The organism is Shewanella vaxholmensis (assembly GCF_031932135.1).
Classification (GTDB): domain Bacteria; phylum Pseudomonadota; class Gammaproteobacteria; order Enterobacterales; family Shewanellaceae; genus Shewanella; species Shewanella hafniensis.
Map to the genome: position 1 here is coordinate 14708 of NZ_JAUOEV010000024.1, position 21249 is coordinate 35956.

At 46.1% G+C, this 21249-nt stretch carries 20 protein-coding genes; 8 read left to right on the forward strand and 12 right to left on the reverse strand.

Annotation, left to right across the window (positions count from 1 at the left end; genetic code table 11):
• Window positions 1-46: 46 nt before the first annotated feature.
• Window positions 47-1423: an ATP-binding protein gene (locus Q4Q46_RS17830; RefSeq protein WP_311906653.1), complete on the reverse strand. Its 1377-nt coding sequence runs from the start codon at window positions 1421-1423 to the stop codon at window positions 47-49.
• Complete coding sequence (locus tag Q4Q46_RS17835; RefSeq protein ID WP_106648428.1) at window positions 1411-2097, reverse strand: response regulator; 687 nt, start codon at window positions 2095-2097, stop codon at window positions 1411-1413. Before Q4Q46_RS17835 ends, Q4Q46_RS17830 begins: the two co-directional genes overlap by 13 nt.
• A 380-nt stretch (window positions 2098-2477) precedes the next feature.
• Here Q4Q46_RS17835 and Q4Q46_RS17840 point away from each other — a divergent pair, with 380 nt between their 5' ends.
• The 4 genes from Q4Q46_RS17840 (at window position 2478) to Q4Q46_RS17855 (ending at window position 5161) form a co-directional block, all read left to right on the forward strand.
• Window positions 2478-2987, forward strand: coding sequence for a Spy/CpxP family protein refolding chaperone (locus Q4Q46_RS17840; protein ID WP_107403272.1), 510 nt, complete (start codon window positions 2478-2480; stop codon window positions 2985-2987).
• Between the two features lie 51 nt (window positions 2988-3038).
• The gene (fieF, locus tag Q4Q46_RS17845) at window positions 3039-3929 is read left to right on the forward strand and encodes a cation efflux pump FieF (protein ID WP_126490959.1); all 891 of its coding nucleotides are present in this window, start codon (window positions 3039-3041) and stop codon (window positions 3927-3929) included.
• 14 nt (window positions 3930-3943) lie between these two features.
• Window positions 3944-4396 (forward strand): hypothetical protein, encoded by a 453-nt coding sequence (locus Q4Q46_RS17850; protein WP_311906655.1) that lies wholly within the window; start codon window positions 3944-3946, stop codon window positions 4394-4396.
• Window positions 4397-4603: 207 nt separating this feature from the next.
• On the forward strand, window positions 4604-5161 hold the full coding sequence (locus Q4Q46_RS17855; RefSeq protein WP_311900643.1) for a porin family protein: 558 nt from the start codon (window positions 4604-4606) through the stop codon (window positions 5159-5161).
• 143 nt (window positions 5162-5304) lie between these two features.
• On the opposite strand, the gene glnG is transcribed toward Q4Q46_RS17855, so the two are convergent.
• From glnG to ppnP, 8 genes are all read right to left on the reverse strand, one after another.
• Complete coding sequence (gene glnG / locus Q4Q46_RS17860; protein WP_006079736.1) at window positions 5305-6717, reverse strand: nitrogen regulation protein NR(I); 1413 nt, start codon at window positions 6715-6717, stop codon at window positions 5305-5307.
• Between the two features lie 38 nt (window positions 6718-6755).
• Window positions 6756-7802 (reverse strand): nitrogen regulation protein NR(II), encoded by a 1047-nt coding sequence (glnL, locus tag Q4Q46_RS17865; protein ID WP_311906656.1) that lies wholly within the window; start codon window positions 7800-7802, stop codon window positions 6756-6758.
• Between the two features lie 153 nt (window positions 7803-7955).
• On the reverse strand, window positions 7956-8462 hold the full coding sequence (locus Q4Q46_RS17870; protein WP_311906657.1) for a DUF4124 domain-containing protein: 507 nt from the start codon (window positions 8460-8462) through the stop codon (window positions 7956-7958).
• A 193-nt stretch (window positions 8463-8655) separates the two neighbouring features.
• Window positions 8656-9282 (reverse strand): glutathione S-transferase family protein, encoded by a 627-nt coding sequence (locus Q4Q46_RS17875; RefSeq protein WP_259484009.1) that lies wholly within the window; start codon window positions 9280-9282, stop codon window positions 8656-8658.
• 135 nt (window positions 9283-9417) lie between these two features.
• Window positions 9418-10110: a type 1 glutamine amidotransferase domain-containing protein gene (locus tag Q4Q46_RS17880; RefSeq protein WP_311900641.1), complete on the reverse strand. Its 693-nt coding sequence runs from the start codon at window positions 10108-10110 to the stop codon at window positions 9418-9420.
• A 71-nt stretch (window positions 10111-10181) separates the two neighbouring features.
• Window positions 10182-11339 (reverse strand): iron-containing alcohol dehydrogenase, encoded by a 1158-nt coding sequence (locus tag Q4Q46_RS17885; protein ID WP_311906658.1) that lies wholly within the window; start codon window positions 11337-11339, stop codon window positions 10182-10184.
• 141 nt (window positions 11340-11480) lie between these two features.
• Complete coding sequence (locus Q4Q46_RS17890) at window positions 11481-12077, reverse strand: TetR/AcrR family transcriptional regulator (RefSeq protein ID WP_311906659.1); 597 nt, start codon at window positions 12075-12077, stop codon at window positions 11481-11483.
• Between the two features lie 288 nt (window positions 12078-12365).
• Entirely contained in the window at window positions 12366-12677 is a 312-nt protein-coding gene (ppnP, locus tag Q4Q46_RS17895) for a pyrimidine/purine nucleoside phosphorylase (RefSeq protein ID WP_063884943.1), read from the reverse strand.
• Window positions 12678-13035: 358 nt separating this feature from the next.
• Here ppnP and Q4Q46_RS17900 point away from each other — a divergent pair, with 358 nt between their 5' ends.
• Window positions 13036-14991 (forward strand): methyl-accepting chemotaxis protein, encoded by a 1956-nt coding sequence (locus tag Q4Q46_RS17900; protein WP_311906660.1) that lies wholly within the window; start codon window positions 13036-13038, stop codon window positions 14989-14991.
• Window positions 14992-15130: 139 nt separating this feature from the next.
• Here Q4Q46_RS17900 and ovoA read toward each other — a convergent pair whose 3' ends face one another.
• A complete protein-coding gene (gene ovoA / locus Q4Q46_RS17905) occupies window positions 15131-17245 on the reverse strand; it encodes a 5-histidylcysteine sulfoxide synthase (protein WP_311906661.1) in 2115 nt (704 codons plus the stop codon).
• 353 nt (window positions 17246-17598) lie between these two features.
• Between ovoA and Q4Q46_RS17910 the strand changes: the two genes are divergently transcribed.
• The gene (locus tag Q4Q46_RS17910) at window positions 17599-17994 is read left to right on the forward strand and encodes a hypothetical protein (protein ID WP_311906662.1); all 396 of its coding nucleotides are present in this window, start codon (window positions 17599-17601) and stop codon (window positions 17992-17994) included.
• Window positions 17995-18034: 40 nt separating this feature from the next.
• On the opposite strand, the gene Q4Q46_RS17915 is transcribed toward Q4Q46_RS17910, so the two are convergent.
• Complete coding sequence (locus Q4Q46_RS17915; RefSeq protein WP_006086539.1) at window positions 18035-18217, reverse strand: hypothetical protein; 183 nt, start codon at window positions 18215-18217, stop codon at window positions 18035-18037.
• Between the two features lie 361 nt (window positions 18218-18578).
• Between Q4Q46_RS17915 and Q4Q46_RS17920 the strand changes: the two genes are divergently transcribed.
• Both Q4Q46_RS17920 and Q4Q46_RS17925 read left to right on the forward strand, forming a co-directional pair.
• Window positions 18579-19430 (forward strand): PfkB family carbohydrate kinase, encoded by an 852-nt coding sequence (locus tag Q4Q46_RS17920; protein ID WP_259582783.1) that lies wholly within the window; start codon window positions 18579-18581, stop codon window positions 19428-19430.
• A gap of 317 nt (window positions 19431-19747) precedes the next feature.
• Entirely contained in the window at window positions 19748-21208 is a 1461-nt protein-coding gene (locus Q4Q46_RS17925) for a sensor domain-containing diguanylate cyclase (protein WP_311900632.1), read from the forward strand.
• Window positions 21209-21249: the final 41 nt, after the last annotated feature.

Sequence of the window (21249 nt, forward strand, 5' to 3'; positions counted from 1 at the left end):
CGACTAAACCATTAGTTGAGCCTCCTGTACTTGTTCTTCATATCGGCTATTTCGGCAGTGTAATCGTCACTTTAAGGCCCGTTGGTATACGGTTCTCGGCTTTAATCTTACCTTTGTGGGCGGTAATCGCCGCTTCAGTGATTGCCAGCCCAAGTCCCCAGCCACCGCTTTCTCTTTGCCGTGCAGAGTCAGGGCGATAGAAGGGTTTGAAAATGGCATCGAGTTCGGCGGCATCTATGCCTGGTCCATCGTCTTTTATCGTGATTTTTACTTGATCAGCTGTTGCACTTGCCTGTAACTGAATGTCGCTTGCGGCATAGCGAATTGCATTACGCAGCAGATTTTCAATCGCGCGGGAAAGTGATTTAGGAAAATGCGCTAACTCAATTTCTTCATCGATATCGATAGTAATGCTTTTACCTTGCTGTTCTGCTTCAAATTCCGCATCGTCTAAAACTTGGCTCAGGGATTCTGCCAAGCCTAAATGCACTTTGGTTTCGTTAGTGCTGAGCTTGACCCGCGAGAGTTCTAACAATTCACTGATAAGCTTTTCGAGTTGCTCGGCTTCATAGCCGATACGATCCGTTTCTGCCGTTTGCTGGCCCTTTTTACGGGCGAGGGCTAACGACAATTGTAAACGGGTGAGCGGAGTACGTAGCTCATGGGAAATATCGCCCATCAATCTCTGTTGATTGTTCATCATAGATTCGATGGAGTCGGCCATGCTATTGAAGGCCTTAGCTAATTGGCCTATTTCATCTTTACGCTGTGTAGTGGACTTATCGACACGATGACTTAAGTCACCCTCTGCGAGGGCATTCGCACTTTTTTTAAGTGAATTTAATGCCTTACCTAGATGCCAAGCGAGCAGGCCACATAATAATCCTGATAGGAAAATTGCTAGGCTTAAAGTTAATAACTTATTTTCGGCGAAGAAGAAAAACCAAGGCCGCGGATGGTTATCAGGCAGCCGGCCGTAGAGTGAATACGTCTCGGCACCCAGATTGAATTGAAAGGGGCCAAATACCAACTCATCTTTAAACTGATGGCTAATAGGTTGTTTTTCTTCATCTGCCATCAACATAAAGCTACGCACACCGCGACTCACTCTGTGGGTGTTGACGACTTGGCCTTGGCTGTTGACGAGATAAACCCGTAGCGGCTTGCCTTCCATGTCTCTGTGCCTTTCCCAGCGCCGAAGAAAATCAGACTCCAGTAAGGCAGGATTTTCTTGAATGCGCTGCGCTATGGTCGATAGGACTTTTTCAAGGTGAGGTGGCAGCGGTGCACGGTCGTGACTTTGTTGCAGCAATGGCAACAGACCGACCAAGGCAATGATCAGCGAGCTGCAGAGCCAGAATCCGAGCAATAATTTGATAAATAAACGATTAGGCACAGTCGATACCGCCGTTATGGAAGCCAAATATAACCTTTGCCACGGATGGTTTTCACCCTTGGACGCCCATCGCTACGCTCGGGGAGTTTTTTACGTAGATTCGATAAATGCATGTCTAAGCTGCGATCGAAGGGCATGAGTTTTTTGCCGAGCACTTTTTCGTTTAACTCTTCCTTGTTCATCAACTCGCCAGCGTGCAGTGCTAGGGTGTGCAGCAGAGTGAATTCAGTGCCTGTGAGTATGATTAATTGCTCATTACAGTAAGCTTCTTGGCGCGATGGGTCTAAGCGCAGATCGCCAAACTCTTGGGCGGGCGCGGCATGGATTTCTTGGGTTGTTAAGTTCGAGCGACGAATAATGGCGCGGATACGGGCGATTAATTCTCTGTCATTAAACGGCTTTGGCAGATAATCATCGGCGCCAATTTCAAGCCCAACAACGCGATCGATTTCATCGCCGCGAGCGGTCAGCATTAATACTGGCGTTTGCTTGTGCTGACGCAGTGCACGCAGGACTTCAAAACCGTTCAATTTAGGTAGCATGACATCGAGTAAGATTAGATCGTAATCCGCATTTAGTGCCAGATCTAAACCCTGTTTACCATCGTAAGCCAAGGTTAACTGAAACCCTTCTAACTCGAGCAGTTGCCCTAGCAGCTCAGATAAACCCAGATCGTCATCGATTAATAATATCCGACTCATATTGTTCCTTAATCTCTGTAATATGGCCTTATGCGCCCATGTAATACTGGCACTTTTAGCGCTTTGGCTGAGTATACCTGTTTTGATGTCAATTGCTGTGTAGCAATGTAAGCCAAAGTAAAGAATAGAGAATCTGTTATACCCAAGCAGCCTCAGGATAAGAGTTTCAGAGCGTCTAGGGTGATTCAATTCAAGGCGCATCAATGACAGAATGTCGGCCACCTTTTGAATTGATGCAACTTTACAGTGATTTACTCAGGCAACCTCCTCACTTACATATAGGGGTTTAGACTGGAAGGGTCGAAAGTGACTCGGCTTAAAAGGGTCGTCACTGTATCTTTTATTTGCCATATTAAAGTTGAACCACTGAGGTTAACACTATGAAAACATTATCACCTTTGAAAGCGAGCCTGTTTGCCATTCTAGCGAGTTCTGCGGTTTTAGCGACAACAGTCAATGCCGAACCGACAGACGGTGGCTGTGATTTCTCCCGTTCTGAATTCCACAAAGGCGACCGTATGGAACATGGCGGCCGACACATGGATAAGCGTGGCATGCATCGTATGTTTGAAGGGCTAGATTTAACCGATGCCCAAAAAGCTGATATCAAAAAGCTGTTTGCCGATCAGAAAGCCGCGCGTGCCGATAGCCGCCCAACGAAAGAGCAGCGTTTGGCCCATCGCACTGAAATGCAGGCCTTGATGACGGCCCCTAATTTTGATGAAGTGCAAGCCAAGGCACTGATGAGCGCGCAGCAAGAACAGCGTCAAGCTCAAGCCATTGAACGTATGAAGCTGCATAATCAAATCTACAATCTGTTGACACCAGAGCAGCAAGCTAAGTTTAAAGCGCGATTTGAAGCACAAGCTGGTAAAGAACCTCGCGGTTAAGCGTCTTAGCTGATATACAATAGGGTCATAGCTTCCCAAGATAGATCCCTTATGACTCAGACTTCCCAATACGATTTTTGGGTCAAACTGGCTAGCCGCGCTTCCGTGGCTACCGCTTTGATCCTTATTCTTATCAAGATGTTCGCTTGGCTTTATTCCGGCTCTGCCAGTATGTTGGCATCTTTGACGGATTCCTTTGCCGATGCACTCGCTTCCATCATCAACTTTATTGCAATTCGTTACGCGCTTGTGCCGCCGGATCATGACCACAGATATGGCCATGGTAAGGCTGAGCCGTTAGCGTCTTTAGCGCAATCCGCTTTTATTATGGGCTCCGCGTTCCTGTTACTTTTCTATGGTGGCGAGCGGTTATTAACGCCCGTTCCCGTCGAAAATGCCACCATAGGTGTGGTGGTTTCCGTTATCGCGATTATTATGACGTTAGCCTTAGTGACGTTGCAAAAACGCGCATTAGCAGCGACAAAAAGCACTGTGGTCGAAGCCGATTCACTGCATTATAAGTCGGACTTATTCCTCAATGGCGCGGTACTGTTAGCACTCGTCCTAGCCCAGTATGGTTGGTGGTGGGCTGACGGCTTGTTTGCGGTAATGATTGCATTCTATATTGGTCATCAAGCCTTTGGCTTGGGCTATCGCTCAATTCAAGCTTTGCTAGATAGGGAGTTAGACGAAGAAACTCGCCAGCAAATCACGCAAATCGCAATGGAAGATCCACGGGTACAAGGTCTGCATGACTTGCGTACTCGTCAGGCTGGCAAAACTGTTTTTATCCAATTCCATTTAGAGCTTGATGGCAATCTGAGTTTGAATGAAGCCCACAGTATTGCCGATACGACAGGGATAAGGGTCAAGGCCGCCTTTGAAGATGCCGAGGTGATTATTCACCAAGACCCAGTCAAACCTGAAGTCAACGAAACATAAAGTAAGGGCAAGCGATGGCATGGATGCAGAAGCAAGGTCACAGATGGGATCATTCCACTCGATTGATATGTCGTTATCAGAGGCTATCGACTCGCTTTGAGTTGATAGTCGAATCTGAGATTCGTGATGTGAACGTTCCTGCCGATGCGGATATTACGGTTTCAACTCAAGCGCAGTCCTCGAGAGTGAACCAAGCAGATAGTACAGTCACTCCTGTGATTGCGGGGGCTTGGAGTCAGTTAGTCCTGCGTAAACATCTTTATTACCTACCGCAGAAAATTGATTTTGAAATATCTAACCAAACTTATCGAGTCCATATCTGGCCATTATTCCTTTGGCGCACCCGTATTATTTGTCTAGCGACTGGCCGAGTTGTCGTATCCGAATGTTTAGATGTCAGACGGCGTCGTTCCCTCATACGTTGGCTATATGCCAGTTTTATAGGATTGTTGCGGGTGCTAAGTTAACATCGTTAATTGTTTCAATTTTAAAAAAATACTTACAGTAAGCATGGTTTTGCTACATAGCGAATAACTAAAACTTCCATTTTTCGACTCAAGCTGAATCAATGCTGTATGGTTTGTATTTTGATAATTTAAACCATGACACTTCTTAATTGCTTATTGTAATATCCGCGCTGTCTAATACTTACGTTAAATCATTAGGGAAATATGATGAACAAGTTATCAATTGTTGCTATCTCTTTACTATCAGCATTCGCGGCTACTCAAGTATCTGCTGCAACCGACACGACAGGATTTTATGTGGGTGGCGCATTAAATAGAGTCACAGCAGATACTTTTGGTGGTTCAGAAACCGGTACTGGTGTAGGCGTATACGGTGGCTATAACTTCAATGAGTGGTTTGGTTTAGAAGCTAACCTGTTCGCCACTGGCGACTTAGGCGATAAGGATGTTGATATTAGTGCTGGCGCATTAAGCTTCACACCTAAATTTACTGCACAAATCAATGATATTTTCTCTGCCTATGCCAAAGTGGGTATCGCATCTATGGCTGTGAATGTTGATGGCTATGGTTACGATGAAGACTTTACTGGTTTTGGTTGGACTTACGGTGTAGGTGTGAATGCCGCCGTAACAGAACACTTAAATATCCGTGTAAGCTATGATGTCACTACTGGCGATTTAGATGCAGACCGTAGCTATTTAGGATTAAAAGATATAGACACCGATATTAAGCAATTCGCTGTAGGTGTGCATTATCAATTCTAATTTTTTGATTTGGCATATTTAATTAATGCCAATGAAAATGAAATGAATTTCAAATAAAAAGGGATATGAAGATATCCCTTTTTATTATTTGGTTATGAATGAGCTTGTATTGATATAACGAGTAGTAACGTTATTTTATTTACTCAATCCATCGACAGTTCTTTTAATTTCCGCGTTAAGGTATTTCGTCCCCAGCCTAAACGTTTCGCCGCTTCTTGTTTATGGCCTTGAGTATGGCGCAGCGCAGTTTCTAGCAGTATGCGTTCGAATGCGGGTTGCACCTCAGTTAACAGATCGCTGTTTCCTTCCGAGAGTTTTTGATCTATCCACTCAGTCAGTGCCGATTGCCAATCTTGGCTGCCTTTCGCCGTGTGGGTGACACTTACAGGATCTTTCAGTAATTCTGGCGGTAAATCTTGGGGTAAAATTTCTTGCCCCGATGCCATTACGGTTAACCAACGACAGGTGTTTTCGAGTTGTCTGACATTACCGGGCCAAGGTAATTGGGAGAGTTTTACCGCGGTTTCCTTGGTCATTATTTTAGTTTCTACACCAATTTCCTTCGCTGCCGAGGCGAGGAAATGGGTGGCGAGTTGGGGAATGTCTTCCCGTCTTTGTGACAGTGGCGGTAAGTGCACGCGGATCACGTTGAGGCGATGGAATAAGTCTTCCCTAAAGCCGCCTTTTTGCACTAATAATTCAAGATCTTGATGGGTCGCCGCTATGATACGCACATCCACTTGCACCGCATTATGACCACCGACGCGGTAGAATTGACCATCGGCGAGCACTCTGAGTAACCGTGTTTGTACATCTAACGGCATATCGCCGATTTCATCTAAAAAGAGCGTGCCACCGTTTGCTTGCTCGAAGCGACCTTGGCGGACATTGGCTGCGCCAGTGAAGGCACCTTTTTCGTGGCCGAATAGCTCAGATTCGATCAAATCTTTAGGGATCGCTGCCATGTTCAGCGCGATAAACGGCTTATCTTTACGTGGGCTGTGTTTGTGTAACGCGCCAGCCACTAACTCTTTACCCGTTCCCGATTGACCATTAATCAGCACGCTGATCGACGAGCGTGAAAGCCTGCCTATGGCGCGAAACACTTCCTGCATCGCTGGCGCTTCACCTATGATTTCGGGTGTTTTTACTTGGGCTTCCTGCGCGGGTGCTGGGCTCTGTTCAGTGGCGTGTGTCAGTGCGCGCTCGACCAGAGAGATAGCCTCATCGATATCGAAGGGTTTAGGCAGATACTCAAATGCGCCCGCTTGATAGGCACTGACTGCGCTGTCTAAGTCTGAGTGCGCCGTCATAATGATCACGGGAATATGGGGGTAATGTACTTGCAATCGTTCGAGCAGGCTTAACCCGTCTGTGCCGGGCATACGGATGTCCGACACTATCACGTGCGGTTGCGATATTTCTAAGGCCTGCCACAGGGATTCGGCGGCGGCAAAGCTGGCGGTACTGAGCTTGGCACCTTGAAGTGCCTTTTCGAGTACCCAACGTATCGAGCTGTCATCGTCGAGGATCCACACTTGTTCACTAATTCGCATCTTGCTTCCTCATACGGTATGGGTAGGTACTGTCGAAATTATTTAGCGCCTAAAATCGGTAATGAAATGATGAATTCGGTGTGCCCAGCGCTGGAGAGGCAATCGATTCTTCCCGAGTGTAAACGGGCAATATTATGGGCAATTGAGAGGCCTAAACCTGAACCTTGCTCACGGCCTGTCACCATTGGATAAAATAATGTGTCCATCAGCTCAGGCGGTATGCCGGGGCCATTGTCGATAATCGATAGGGTTAACACTAGCTTGTGGCGCTGTGAACCTATAGTGACTTGGTGTTGAGTGCGAGTGCGGATCAAAATCTCGCCGCCCGTATGCTCAAGCGCCTGCACCGCATTTTGTAAAATGTTGAGCACAGCTTGCTGCATTTGGTCAGGGTCCATCTCGATATCGGGAATGGATGGATCGTAATCCCGTTTAAGCTGAATGTTAGCGGGCAGCGCCATTTCAACTAACTTATAGACCTTCTGCACCACTTGATGGATGTTGTGCAGGCTATGCTGTGTCGGTCTTTGAGGGCCGAGCAGACGGTCTACTAAATTACGCAGCCGATCGGCCTGCTCTATGATGAGGGTAGTGAATTCCTTTAGCGCCGGATCAGCCAGCTCCCGCGATAACAACTGCGCCGCACCACGCAGGCCGCCTAAAGGATTTTTGATTTCATGGGCTAAGTTGCGCACTAAAAACTGCGCCGCTTGCTGCTGTGCATCTTGGCTCAGCTGCTGATGAATGCGTCTTTGTTGATCGACTTGGCGCAGTTCGAGCAGGCTGAGTTCAGCCTCGTCATCGAGGGGAATAAGGGTTAAATCAACGGTATGGTGCTGGCCATCGAGCGTGACTAGGGCCGCCGTATTGACCGTTAAGCCTTGGCCAGCTTTTACCGCATCCCTCAATAACTGGGCTTCGACACCGAGGATTTGATAATGCTCAGGCAAAGCTTGTTCTACGAGTCTATGGCTGCCAACACCTAATAATTGCTCTGCTGCTGCGTTGGCATAACAAGGCTTAAGATCCTTATCTATGACAAGTACAGCGGTAACTAAATGATTGAGCAGTATCTCTTTATCCATCGACCGTTCCTAGAAATAGGGTTGCACCACTATGGTGCACCAATCTGGTGCAAGCTGCAACTTGTCTTCATCAAACGGTTTAGTCTGGGATGGTTAATCTAACTCTATGTATTTAAAGTTCTTATACTAACTTTATCTATGCATTGAGTGGCATTAACGCTTAGCTGCTTGATGAAGAAATATCTTTCTTGGTGAACTTGATGCAAAGACTTTGCCGCTTTGAGTCAAAGCGTCAACGACTAAGGTATGTTCACCCCGGTCGATGTTTTTGAGTTTGAAGGTACCGCCAATTTGCGGCTGACCGACGGGGGTGCCATCGAGTTTGAGGACCATTAAATACTGGCTTTTTAGCTCAGGGGTGATAGTCGCAACGACGTCGAAATCGCCATTATTATCTCTGACGGTTTCTTCTTCTGCTGGGGAAGTGATATTAACTTTATATTGAATAGATTCAATTGCTTGGTTTGCGTTATTTGAGTCTGTCTTAGGTAGGGGAAGGGCAATTTGATTTAAGGTCTTCTCTTTTAGCTCAACGACTTGGGCATTGGGCTGCGGCTCATCTGAGTAATGGACTTTACCATCTTTATCGACCCATTTATAAACCGTCGCTTGCGCTAACATGCTAAATAGCACTAAGCCGATGAGTGTGAGTGAACGCATGCTAAAGTCCCTGTAGCCTTGAGATAGAGTTAATCAAGATTAGTCTCTTTTACATCAAAAATCATGGTGTTTGTTATGCGGCGTCGCTACATGGAAGGCGTAAAGCGCGACAGGAAAGGGTGAGCTAGAAACCGGACTGGGTTGAATGAGCTGAAGTTCGGGCACACTCATGTGCCCGAACTCGAGTGGTAAATTACACGCTTGCGTCGAGTTGTTTCTCGATCTCACTCGCTTTAACCCAAGCGGCATGTTGGGATAATTGAGTGGCATAGCGTTGAATGTGTTCAAATTTTTCGAGGTCGCCACTATTAGCCAGTAGCTCCACCACGAAGGACATCATGATATCCGCACCTGTGAGCTTGTCTGCAACCAAGTAGGTTTTACCAGCCAACATATCATTGAAGTAGTGGCTTATCTTACTGACTTCTATCGCGGCATAACCTTCAAGGAAGTTGGTTTTACAGCCATCCTTTTGCACGAACATGCGCAGTAACAAAGGTAGCATGGCTGAGCTTTCGGCAAAGTGTAACCATTGCAGATAATCGACGTAGTCAGCGCTGTCTCTTGCTGGCGCTAAGGTGTCTGCCGCATATTTTTCAATCAGATACTCAGTGATCGCGCCTGACTCGGCAATCACTTGACCGTCCATTTCGATAACGGGTGATTTGCCCAACGGATGAATTTGCTTGAGTTCGGGTGGCGCGAGAAAAGTCTGGCTATCACGCTGATAACTCTTAATTTGATAAGGTTGACCGAGTTCTTCTAGCAACCAGATGATACGTTTAGAGCGTGATTTATTGAGATGGTGCAAGGTGATCATTGGCTTCCCTTTCGACTGTGAGAGTACATTTTTAGCTCTCGCACCATTATGGTGCGAGAGCTATTTCTACCGTATTTAGCACACTCGCGCTTGTCATTATGTACTTCAAGCTGAGTGTGTTACGTCATTTATCGCTTAGCCTCTGGCGTTCAATTGCGCAACGATGGCCTGCGCAACGGCTTCGGATGATCCTGGGTTTTGACCTGTGATCAAATGGCCATCTGCGACAACAAAGCTTGTCCAATCATCACCTTTGACATAAGTGCCGCCGTTTTTCTGAAGCATGTCTTCAACTAAAAATGGTACGACATGAGTGAGTTGCACGGCTTCTTCTTCAGAATTACTGAAACCGGTAACACGCTTGCCGCTGACCAATGGCTTACCATCACTGGTTTTAGGGTGCAGCAGTGCCGCAGGCGCATGACAGACGAGCCCTAGGGGTTTATTCGCTTGATAGAACTGTTCAATCAAGGCAATAGAATGTTTATCTTCGGCAAGATCCCACAGTGGGCCGTGGCCGCCTGGATAGAAAACCGCATCATAATCAGCTGCGTTAATTTCATTTAAGCGAGTGGTATTTGCTAGCAGTGCTTGTGCCTCAGGATCTTTGCTAAAGCGCGCAGTGGCTTCAGTTTGAAAGTCTGGCTCATCACTTTTTGGATCGAGCGGGGGTTGACCGCCCAATGGCGAGGCTAAGGTAATGTCAAAACCTTTATCTTTAAACACATAAAAAGGTGAGGCGAATTCTTCGAGCCAAAAGCCGGTTTTTAAACCTGTGTCGCCGAGTTTATCGTGTGAAGTTAGTACCATTAATATATTCATTTTCATACCTTTACCTAAGTTGCTCACATCAATACGTGTGAGCTTTGGGTTTAGTTCAATCAGGATACGGTTTGGCGTTATAGGGCTAAGGTCAAAATGTCACGACTCATTGCTGGGTCAATATTGCCGTGTTCGCCAAGAGCCACCATGCCGTGCAGTTCAAGCTGTTTTACTAGGGTATCAACGTGGCTGGCATCGAGATCATAGGCAGATAAATGTGTCGCTATGCCCATGGCTTCGAAGAAATCCTTGGTTTTTGCAATAGCGGCATCGATGCGCTCGTCATCGGTACCTGTGTTGATGTGCCACACACGGTCGGCGTACTGGAGTAACTTTTCGCGCTTAGCCTCTTTGGTACATTGCAGCAGAGCAGGCAGTACGATTGCCAATGTACGCGCATGGTCGATATCGTAAAGTGCAGTGAGTTCATGGCCTATCATGTGGGTTGCCCAGTCGTGCGGCACGCCTACACCAATCGTGCCGTTGAGTGCCATAGTGGCAACCCACATTAAGTTCGCGCGAATGTCGTAGTCTTCAGGTTGAGCTAGCACTTGTGGACCAAGCTCAATCAAGGTTTGTAACAGTCCTTCGGCAAATCTGTCCTGTACGGCGGCGTTAACGGGGTAAGTGAGGTATTGCTCTGTGATATGCACAAAAGCATCGACGACACCGTTGGCCACTTGGCGTTCTGGCAGGGTGAAGGTTTTCGTCGGGTCGAGTATTGAGAATTGTGGATAAACCAAGTCATTACGGAATGGCAGCTTAGCTTGCAGTGATTTACGGGTCACTACGCTGGCGTTGTTCATCTCTGAACCCGTCGCAGGTAAGGTTAATACTGAGCCAAAGGGCATAGCTTGAGTGACTTTTGCGCCCCAGCTAGTGAGAATATCCCAAGGTTCACCTTCAAATACCGCTGCAGCGGCAACAAATTTAGTGCCATCGATAACCGAACCACCGCCAACCGCGAGGAGGAAGTCGATATTCTGCTCACGCACTTGGGCGACGGCTTTCATTAAGGTTTCATAGGTTGGGTTTGGCTCAATGCCATCGAACTCGACAACGAAACGATTGCCAAGTGATTGTTTTACTTCGTCTAGCGTGCCGGTTTTTCTGGCGCTGCTGCCACCAAAGAGGATCATGACTTTAGCATCGCTCGGTACTAAAGCATCAATTTCGGCGATAGTGTTTTTACCAAAACGGATGCGGGTCGGGTTGTAATAGTTAAAATTTAGCATGGACAATTTATCCTACGATTTCATTAATAAGTGGCTCTTAAATTAGTAGACCAGTCGTCTAATTTGAGGGCTTGAAAATGTATTCTTTAAAAATCTTTGGCTGATCGATATCAGCCAATATTAGTTTTGAGTCGGTTTAGATTAAGAGGCCGTTTTAGGCGTTAAAATAGCTTTAGTCGTCACGATCGCACGTTCGAGTGCCGCGGGGCTGTGGCCTAACTTGTTCATTAAGCTGGCACCTAACCACATGTGATACAACATTTCAGCGGTCGATTGCGGATCTTGCTCGGCGATTGAGCCGTCGTTTATGCCGACTTGAACACAAGTGGTTAACCTGTCTATGATGCCGGCGGAACCTTTAAGTAAGGCAACTCGCATGGCTTCGGATAAATCGGCCACTTCAGCACTGAGTTTCACTACGAGGCATTTTTGATCTACGCAGCCATCAGCTTGTACGTGCAACCATTGTTGCCAGTACTGCATTAAGCGTTGATAGCCCGTCAGTGTCGAGTCATTGAATAATGCGTCTAAATCTAACTGATATTTCTCAAAATAATCAGTTATGAGCGCTTCACCAAATTGTTCTTTGGATTTGAAGTAATGATAAAATGAGCCTTTAGGCACTTCGGCCGCTTGCAGCAGTAGCGATAAGCCGACGCTGGAGAAGCCTTTTCGTACGATCAGCTTATAGCCGATGTCGAGAATATGCTGGCGAGTGGATTGAGTTTCAATTTTCATGTGGTCTAGGATAGATTAAAATAGACCGGTCGTCTAGCATTGTTTTTATCGGCGATATCAACACGCCCGATTTAGTCTTCTTTAAGTCGCGAGGTTTAAGCTGTCCTGAGTCAGTTTAACAAAGCGGCCAGATTGATAAAAAGCCAGACGGATAAGGCAGGCAGAGGGGGGGAAATGTGGCAAGGAGAAATGGTTCGGTAGGACAAAATACCCACAGTGCTGATATAAACCGTCACAGTGGGCATTAGATTCATCATCGATATTGAAACTTTTACTCAATCAAGATGATTAGAGATAGCTGCAACAATATTCAGCAATGGCTGTGTTACGAATTTTAAAGCTGACATTTGCAGCCAGTTCAAATTGAGTTCCTTCGCTAAATTCTTGCCAAGTTGTTGTTTCTGGCAGTAACACCTCAAAACGGCCGCTAGTCACTTCCATGATTTCGCCTTGAGAAGTCGAGAACTCATATTCTCCAGGCAGTACTACGCCTAAAGTTTGCTTGCTGCCATCGGCAAAAAATACGCTACGGCTAGCCACTTTGCCATCAAAGTAAATATTGGCTTTTTTAGATACTGACACTTGCTCGAGTAAACTCATTATTAATCCTCTTTAAATTGGCTTGAGGTGAATTTATATGCATATTTAATAATTTTCAATGCATTGTTTGTCGTGTGGATGTGCGTATTGAATATAAGTTGATGCTAACGTTCGGTTTATAACGTGTTTTCCACTATATCATTTTGTTTGAAATGGTCGGTATGGCTTGGCTGTCATTTAAAGTTATTAATCATTTTTCTATTTAAAAATAATTGGTTGGCAGCATTTCGGTGAACTTTTGATGAAAATAGTCTGCGTCGCTTTGTTTAGCTGAGATTCTTCTCCTATAGTTTTAGGGCAGATTTAATTTTGCAAAAAGTGAATGAATGGAATTAGAAGCGCGACAAGGAGTCTCACCATGGGTTTTACTCGTAAAATTCAGCTGATCAGTTTATTGATTGTCCTATTACCCCTCATATTTGCAACCGCGATAGTCACTTACATCGCTCGGGATGAGTTATTTGCCGAGGCTCAGTCTCGTTTAGTGGCGGTGCGCGAGATCAAGCAGCGACAGATTGTCGGTATGTTTCAGGACTTTTCAGATAACCTGCAGGCCGTCAGTGCGGTGATCGCCAGCCAAAAAAGCCTCGATACTATCTCCGATCTTGATGAGACCTTAAAGTCGTTAAATAAGTCTTTAGGGTTCTATGATCTGTTCATCATTCGGGATGACGGCACTGTGTTTTACACCGCCGCGAAGGAGTCGGATTTCGGCACAAATCTTCGCACTGGGCCCTACCATGATTCGGGATTAGCGCAATTATTCAATAAGGCTTTGGGGTCTACTGGTACTGTATTACTGCAAGACTTCTCCGCATACGCACCTTCTAATGGTCAACCGGCAGCATTTATTGGTCAGTCGATTCAATTCAATCAGCAAAGATTGGTGGTGGCGGCCCAAGTATCAATCGATCGCATCAACAGAGTTATGCAGATCCGCGAAGGTATGGGGCAAAGTGGTGAAACTTATCTCATTGGCCCCAATAATCGCATGCGTTCTGATTCTTTTCTCGATCCCATTAATCGAACTGTTACGGCTTCGTTTGCGGGAACGGTAGCTCAGAATGGTGTTGATACGCTGGCGGTAAAGGAGGCGCTGGCTGGTAAATCGGGTGTGATGCAAGTGAATGACTATAACAATAATCCCGTTTTATCCGCTTATTCTCCTGTCGTTGAGCTCGGTTTACGTTGGGGTTTGATGGCTGAAATTGATGTGAGTGAAATTGCTGCTCCCGCCTACCGTATGATGTTTATCGGTTTATCTGTTTGTGCAGCAGCCTTAGTGTTGGCATTCGCTGCCGCTAAGTTAGTTACAGGCTTTGTATTAAAGCCGCTCGGCGGTGAGCCTGAGGACATGTGTAACTTGACCAGTATGATCGCCTCTGGCGATTTAACTCATAATTTACCGCATGTTCAAACGGATAATCACCTGATGAGTTGGTTGGCGCGGATGCAAACTAAGCTCAAAGAAATCATCAGTCAGCTGGTGGGCGTTGGACATGAACTCGAATCCGCCGCTGAACAAAACTCGGCCGCCATGACCCAAGCCGATTGCAGTATTCAGATGCAGGCGAAAGAAACCGATATGTTAGCAACCGCAGTTGAGGAAATGAGTTATGCCGCCGCGGAAATCAGCACGAATACGCTTAAATCCTCCGATGAAGTGTCAGCCTGTACCCATTCGAGTGAAATTCTTTCGCAAAATTTAGCCAGCACACGTAAAAGCTTGAAAGTGACCTTGAGCAGTTTTGCGACCATACATCAACAGGTGGGCAGCCTTGAGGCTGACAGTCAGAAAATCGGTTCGGTATTGGCTGTGATTAATGCGATTGCTGAACAAACGAATCTGCTGTCACTTAATGCGGCGATTGAAGCGGCGAGAGCTGGTGAACATGGTCGTGGCTTTGCCGTAGTTGCCGATGAGGTGCGCCAGTTAGCAGTTAAGGTTCAGTTGGCGACTCAGGATATTGGCCAAGTGTTAAAAGGCATTCAGCAGCAGTCTGGCGTGTTGGCGCTGCATAGTGTGACTTGTACAACTGAAGCCTCTAAAACCGCAGAAGATGCCGATGGCATGCAAGCCGCAGTGGATGACATCGCTTTACGTTTAGAAACCTTAAAGGCATTAATGATCCAAACCGCCACCGCCGCGGAGGAGCAAACAACAGTTTCAGCAACGATTGCACAGGGGATTGCTGGCTTGAGCGTGGCGGCGGAAGAAAATAGCGCGGCGATCAGCCAAGTGGCGGCGAGTACGCGCAGTTTGTTAGGGTTAGCGAATCAGCTTGGTTTAACAACGGCACAGTTTAAGGTGTAGGTATTTGCGCGGTATTTGCCGTATTCAACCTTAGTTGATGCTGTAAATATGACTGAGCTGGATGTTACACATCCGCCAGAAATGGATTCCTGGCGGATATTTTTATTGAGACTTCAGCTGGTTATCCCATGAGTGACAATTAGCGCTTACGCCAAATTGTCATTTCTGAGACAGAATGTTGGAATTTGCGTTTAGTCTCGCGGATGACGAAGGGGATTTCCTTCACTGCGACTAGCTCAAATTGGCCGATCAAGGTTTCGGTCAGGCCATCTAAGGTGGTGAAGTTCTCTCCTTTGACTTTAACGCCACCGAGCCATTTATCCTTCGGCGTATAATCCTCAAGCCAAGTGTATGGCGAAGCAATCACAAGGTATCCACCTTGATTAATCCGCTGGGCAATACTGGTTAAAAAGTGCTTAGGATCGTTCAGTCGGTCAATAAGGTTCGAGGCATATACTAAGTCATAACCTGTGTAGAGCGGCTTTAAATTACAGGCATCACCTTGCATAAAGTTGACCTTTTTCGCCTCAAGCTCATATCCAAGTTTCGCGAGACTCGCACTCTTAAATTCCTGTAAGTCGCCCTCAGTACGTATGGTGTAACGTTTTTCACCTTGTTCAGTCAGCGCATAGGCCTGTTGAATAAAGCGCGCCGAAAAGTCGATACCATCAACATGATCAAACACTTTTGCCAGTTCAAAACTCGCTCGACCTACGGAGCAGCCGATATCGAGGGCTTTGGCGGTATGGGTAAGTTGAATTTCACTGAGTGCTTGCTGCACGCCATTGACGCAGAAGTTAGCAACCCCGAAATATTCGGCACCATAGTGGAATTCAAGGTATTGGGAAATCAGTTCATCAGTTTCGTACACATTGACCTCGGCCATTTGGGCGGGATTTTGCGTGGATTCCACATAGCGGAAGCCTGCGTGTTGATAAAAATGTCGACGAAACGCATAGCGTGACGAAGCAATGGCTTCATTACCTGTGGAGATCCACGAGCCACCTTTGATGAGATTATGCTTACCATCGAAGGTGGGGGTAGAAAAATCATCATAGAGTGGATGCACGGCAAAACCGTTAAAGCCGTCGATTGCGGTTTCTGTCCATTGCCAAACATTACCGACAATATCGAAAAAGCCATTATGTTCGAAGCGATTCACTGGGCAAGAAGAGGCGTAATAAGCCAAAGCAATATTACCCGGCACTTCATGCCAATCGGGCGCATCGGCGGGTACATTCTCGCGTAAGATGTACCATTCTGCTTCCGTTAATAGGCGAATATTGCTTTGCTCTTGTTCGGTTTTCCAATTACAGAAGGCCTTAGCTTCGAGTTGATTCACTTCTACAGGCCAGTTTAATGGCAGCGGGATTTCTTCCGCTAAGTTACGTTGCCACCATTTATCTTGTTTTAAGCGCCAAAAACGCGGCATTTGAGCTTGAGTATAAGCGAGCCAAGCTTGACCTTCTTCATTCCAAAATTGGGGTGAGCGATAGCCGCCAGCTTCGACGAATGCGAGGTACTCTTGATTCGAGACTAAAAATTTAGAGGCCTTAAAGTCGCCAACATTAAAGATTTTATGGCCGTATTCGTTGTCCCAGCCGTAGGTTTGATCTTGCTCAGTTTTACCTAAGGTCACTTTCTGCCCTTTTACAGCCAGTAAACTGTTGGCTTCGGCGGCGGTGAAGTCTTGGCACGCAGCCCAGAGGCTGTTGGGGGCGACATGTTCCAGTGGTAGTTGGCGGATGATCACCGATGAGGTTTCTAAGTGAATTCGCTCATGTTCAATGCCCATCAAAATGATCCAAGCTGGGCTGTCTTGAGTGATCGGCAGCTCCAGTGGCATTTCATCAATCACGCGATTGACGACAGCATTAACTTGTTGGCGATAGCTGCGCACTTCTGCCACGTTCGGCCATGGGTAATGTTGCTCGTTCAGATCGTCCCAAGACATCTCATCGACACCAATGGCAAACATGGATTCGAAGTTATCGTTTACCCGTTCGTCGAGAAATTTGCCGAGTTTGAGTTTGTTGATATAGAAAGTGGCCGTATGGCCAAAATAAAAGATCAACGGATGGCGCAGCGGCTCGGCTTTGAGGTAATAGGCACTATCTTCTTGGATCAAATCAAACAGTGACTCGTACAGAGCCCATGTCTGATTAAAGTACTGCTTAAGCTCTAGACGCTTTCCTGCCTCAGTTTCACCAATTAGCTTAAGGGTTTGAGGGGGTTGCGTTATGGGCTTATCCATAGGCAAGTAAACTCCGTATTTATCGGCCTGCGGTGCAAGCATGGGAACATGAATCTATCGTGTGTGACTCTATACGCGATTACTGGGCTCAGGATCACTTTGTCAGCTTAATGTGTCGATTTGATTTACAAACTAACAGAAACACGAATTGAGTCCAATATCAGCCACTGGCGCTAAAACATCTTGGATATGACCTGTAGAGTTAAGATTATCTTACAAAGGAAGTGAGCACTGCGTTTTGTGATGCCAGCCTTTTTAGGATCAAAATTATTTTATCCCTGAAGAGTATTTTCTCTGTCGGGGTTAAGGCAGAATGATCCCGTCCGTAAAATTATTATGCAGGATATAACGGGATGACAATTAACGCATTATGGATACCCGCCTGGTACGAACTTGATCAATCGATCGTAGTGGGTGTGACTGAGGAGTTTGTCTTTCATAAGACTGTCGCAAACGAGGCGTTAACATTTTACAGCGGTGCAAAGGGGAGTGATGCCGTCAAGGCTACGGGAACCATTTCGGCCATTAAACATAATGTCTTGGGGGACATTGAAAGTGTCGATGCACAGGGGCTCGATTATACGCTGGTATTGCAAGATGGACGGCGTTTGTTAGTGAATGCTGAGGAAAATCCAGGATTGATTTATGAGTGGGTTGATGACAGTTGGCAACCGTCAGATATGGTCATCACAGATTGGAGATTGGCAGTACAATTTGCGTCTTTATCACCATTGACGCCAATAAAGTAATTGAAGATTTATGGTTGAGTGACTAAATAGGTAAGTGCAGTTAACGTTCGGGATCCGACGTTGACTGCACTTTTACTAGATCTGCAAGTTGTTGGTATTCTTTTTTAATTTCTGCGACATACACATCGTGAAAATCTAACTCATTAAACTCATCAAGGCAGAGCTGATAACGGCGTAGCTGCTCAGCTTTTTCTTCAGCGGTATCCCATCTTTCCATTAGCATAGCGTTTGATTCCATTCATAAATTTAATTCCTTCTAAACTTCACATATTTTAACGACAGTTATTGCTATTTAACTGAGCTGGTTTGAAGTTTGTTGTATGCATTTATGCCGTTGGGCGTCATGCAATATAGAAATCTATTTTAAACAGAGGGTTGAGGTAGAATAGTTGGTTTTACCGTATGGTGATGGACTTTTTTTCCTCATCTTATTCGGGACAAATGCTTACACAGGCGTCAGCCATAGCCTGATGGTGCTGCTATCTTGATGATTGGATTGTACCAGTGAGCATTTTGCTCTAGATTGATATTTCTTTGTTTTCATCTTCTGGCCTTGAGTCTTTTTTGCCCTTTGGAGCCGCGTAATGGCGAATGTTTTGTTAGTTGCCAATCTCAACTGTGATCGGATTTTACTGCTTGATAAACCTTTAAAAACAGGTGGGCGTTTCCATTATCAAGATGGTGGACAAAGGCTCGGTGGCGGCGGGGCAAATACCGGATTAGGTTTAGTTTGGGCAGGGCATAGCGTCGCCTTGGTGAGTCAAGTTGGCCGTGATGACATGGGAGATTGGCTCATTGCAGAAGCCAGCACTCAAGGACTCGATTGCCGTTTAGTGCAGCGCCGAGCTGGTAACACTTGCGAAATGCTACTCGTAATGACGCCAGACGGTGAACGGACGATTATTCGGCCACAAAGACCCATATTTGAGTTATCAGTGCCGCCGAAATGGCAGCCATGGGACGCGCTGTATTTTAATACTTCCGCTGAGGGGTCGGTCAGTTGGGCAAAGACAGCCTTGGAACATTGCCTTGTGGTCGCGCAATTAGCCAAAGATGACAGGCAGAGACCTTGTCATATTTTACTGGCATCTATGAGTGATATCCAAGGGCGTTGTGATGGCGCCTCTTGGGAATATGGCAAAAGCATTGGCGGTGAGTGTCTGCGTTACTTTATTGTCACCGATGGCATCAATGGGGCTAAGGTTTACACGCACGATCAAGTGCAGCATGTCGCTGCTATCCCTGCCACTGTTGTTGATACCACAGGCGCTGGTGATGCCTATGCGGCGGGACTTATCCATAGTCTATGCACTGGTCAGTCGATTACCGAGGCGATGGCTGAAGGCGCGGTTTGGGCGGCATTTGCGGTGGCAACCGATAGTTCTATTCCGGGTGAGGCACTGAAACAGTATTTAGAGGCGAAGCAAATCGCATGAAAAATCTGTGGGCGAGCAGTTTGAGTCATCTTTCTGTCACACGGCCTTGCTAGAGTATGTCTTGTGGCGCATAGCTCTTGTCCCTTAACGTTTTCTTGTGCTTTTCTCCCATTTATTGGTTAGTATGTTTTTTGCCTCGTTTCCCCAACGAGGCATTTTTTTGCTCAAAATAAAGTTATTTCATCGCAGAACATTCATAAAGCTGAAATGTTGTGCGGCCATGGCGCAATTGCGTTAACATTTATTCAACTAAAATAGTTATCGTGACATTAAAATAATAAGCCACTCAAGGTGTTCTGTAGTCTTTGGAGTTGAGAATGGGCAATAACGCTTGGAATGATAAGAATAAATTTATTTGGCTGCTCTCTGTTTTGCTTTTAGTCGCCTTCTTAGTGACCAGTGGTATCAGCTACAAGGTGGCCCATGACTCACTGAGTCAACAAATCGAGAGTAATACCCTCCCGCTCACAAGTGACAATATTTACTCAGAAATTCAACAGGACCTGCTGCGACCTATCTTTATTTCATCCTTGATGGCGCAGGATACCTTTGTTCGCGATTGGACATTAAGTCACGAGCAAGAGCCAGAAAAGCTGATCCGTTACCTTAAGGAAATCCAAGAAAAATACGATACTGTCACCAGTTTTTTTGTGTCAGAAAAGAGCCGAAATTATTACCACTCCACGGGGATTTTAAAACAAATCCAAGATGTTGAGCCTGATGATGCTTGGTACTTTCGAGTGCGATCTTTACCCGAATCTGAGCATTATGAGGTTAATATCGATGCCGATACGGCGGACCGCAGTAAAACAACCGTTTTCGTGAACTATAAAGTTTTTGATTTTGAAGGCAAATTTATAGGCGTTACCGGTGTGGGTTTGGCGGTTGAAAAGGTTAAGTCCCTCATCGAACTTTATCAAAAACGTTATAACCGCCGAGTGTTCTTTACCGATAGGCAGGGCAATGTCACCTTGCATGGCGATGAATATGATGGAGCAGATTCGCTGCAAACCAGCTTAGGGCTTGAAAATTTATCGACGCGTATTTTAACGAGTCCAAGTGCGGCTTTTAGCTACCAGAGAAATGGCAAAACCGTTTATCTCAATAGCCGTCTAGTCCCCGAATTTAAGTGGTATTTGATTGTTGAGCAGGAAGATGCGCCACAGGAACGCGAGTTACTGAATACTTTTTGGGGCAACTTGGCGTTAAGCCTAATGGTGACTCTTGGGATTTTATTCATCTCTAACATGACCTTAGGTCGTTATCAACGCAAATTAGAAGTGATGGCGTCTACCGATAAGCTCACTGGCGCCGCTAACCGTCAGGTGTTTGATGGGTACTTTAGGCAGGCATTAGATAAAGCTAAGCTGACACAATCGCCGATTTCAATACTCTTGCTGGACATCGACCATTTTAAAAAAGTGAACGACAGCTATGGGCATGGGATTGGTGATTTAGTATTAAAAACCATGACGAATATGCTGCGTGGCGCGCTGCAGCAACAGGATATCTTATGTCGTTGGGGCGGTGAGGAGTTCTTGATTTTACTTCCGGGGATGGATTTAACCCGAGCGGCAGAACTGGCTGAACAGATCCGTGAGCTTATTTTTCAGCGGGAAATTAAAGTGAATGGCTTACACATTTCTATTACCGTTAGTATTGGCGTTGCTGAGCATCAGGCGCAAGAGCCTGCGGAAGATCTGATCAAGCGTGCCGATCTGGCCTTGTATCAGGCTAAAGAAGCCGGTCGAAATCAAGTGGTGTTAAATCATTCATAGATTTAGCCTCGTGCTTACTGGCGGCAAGATTGCGCCTACTT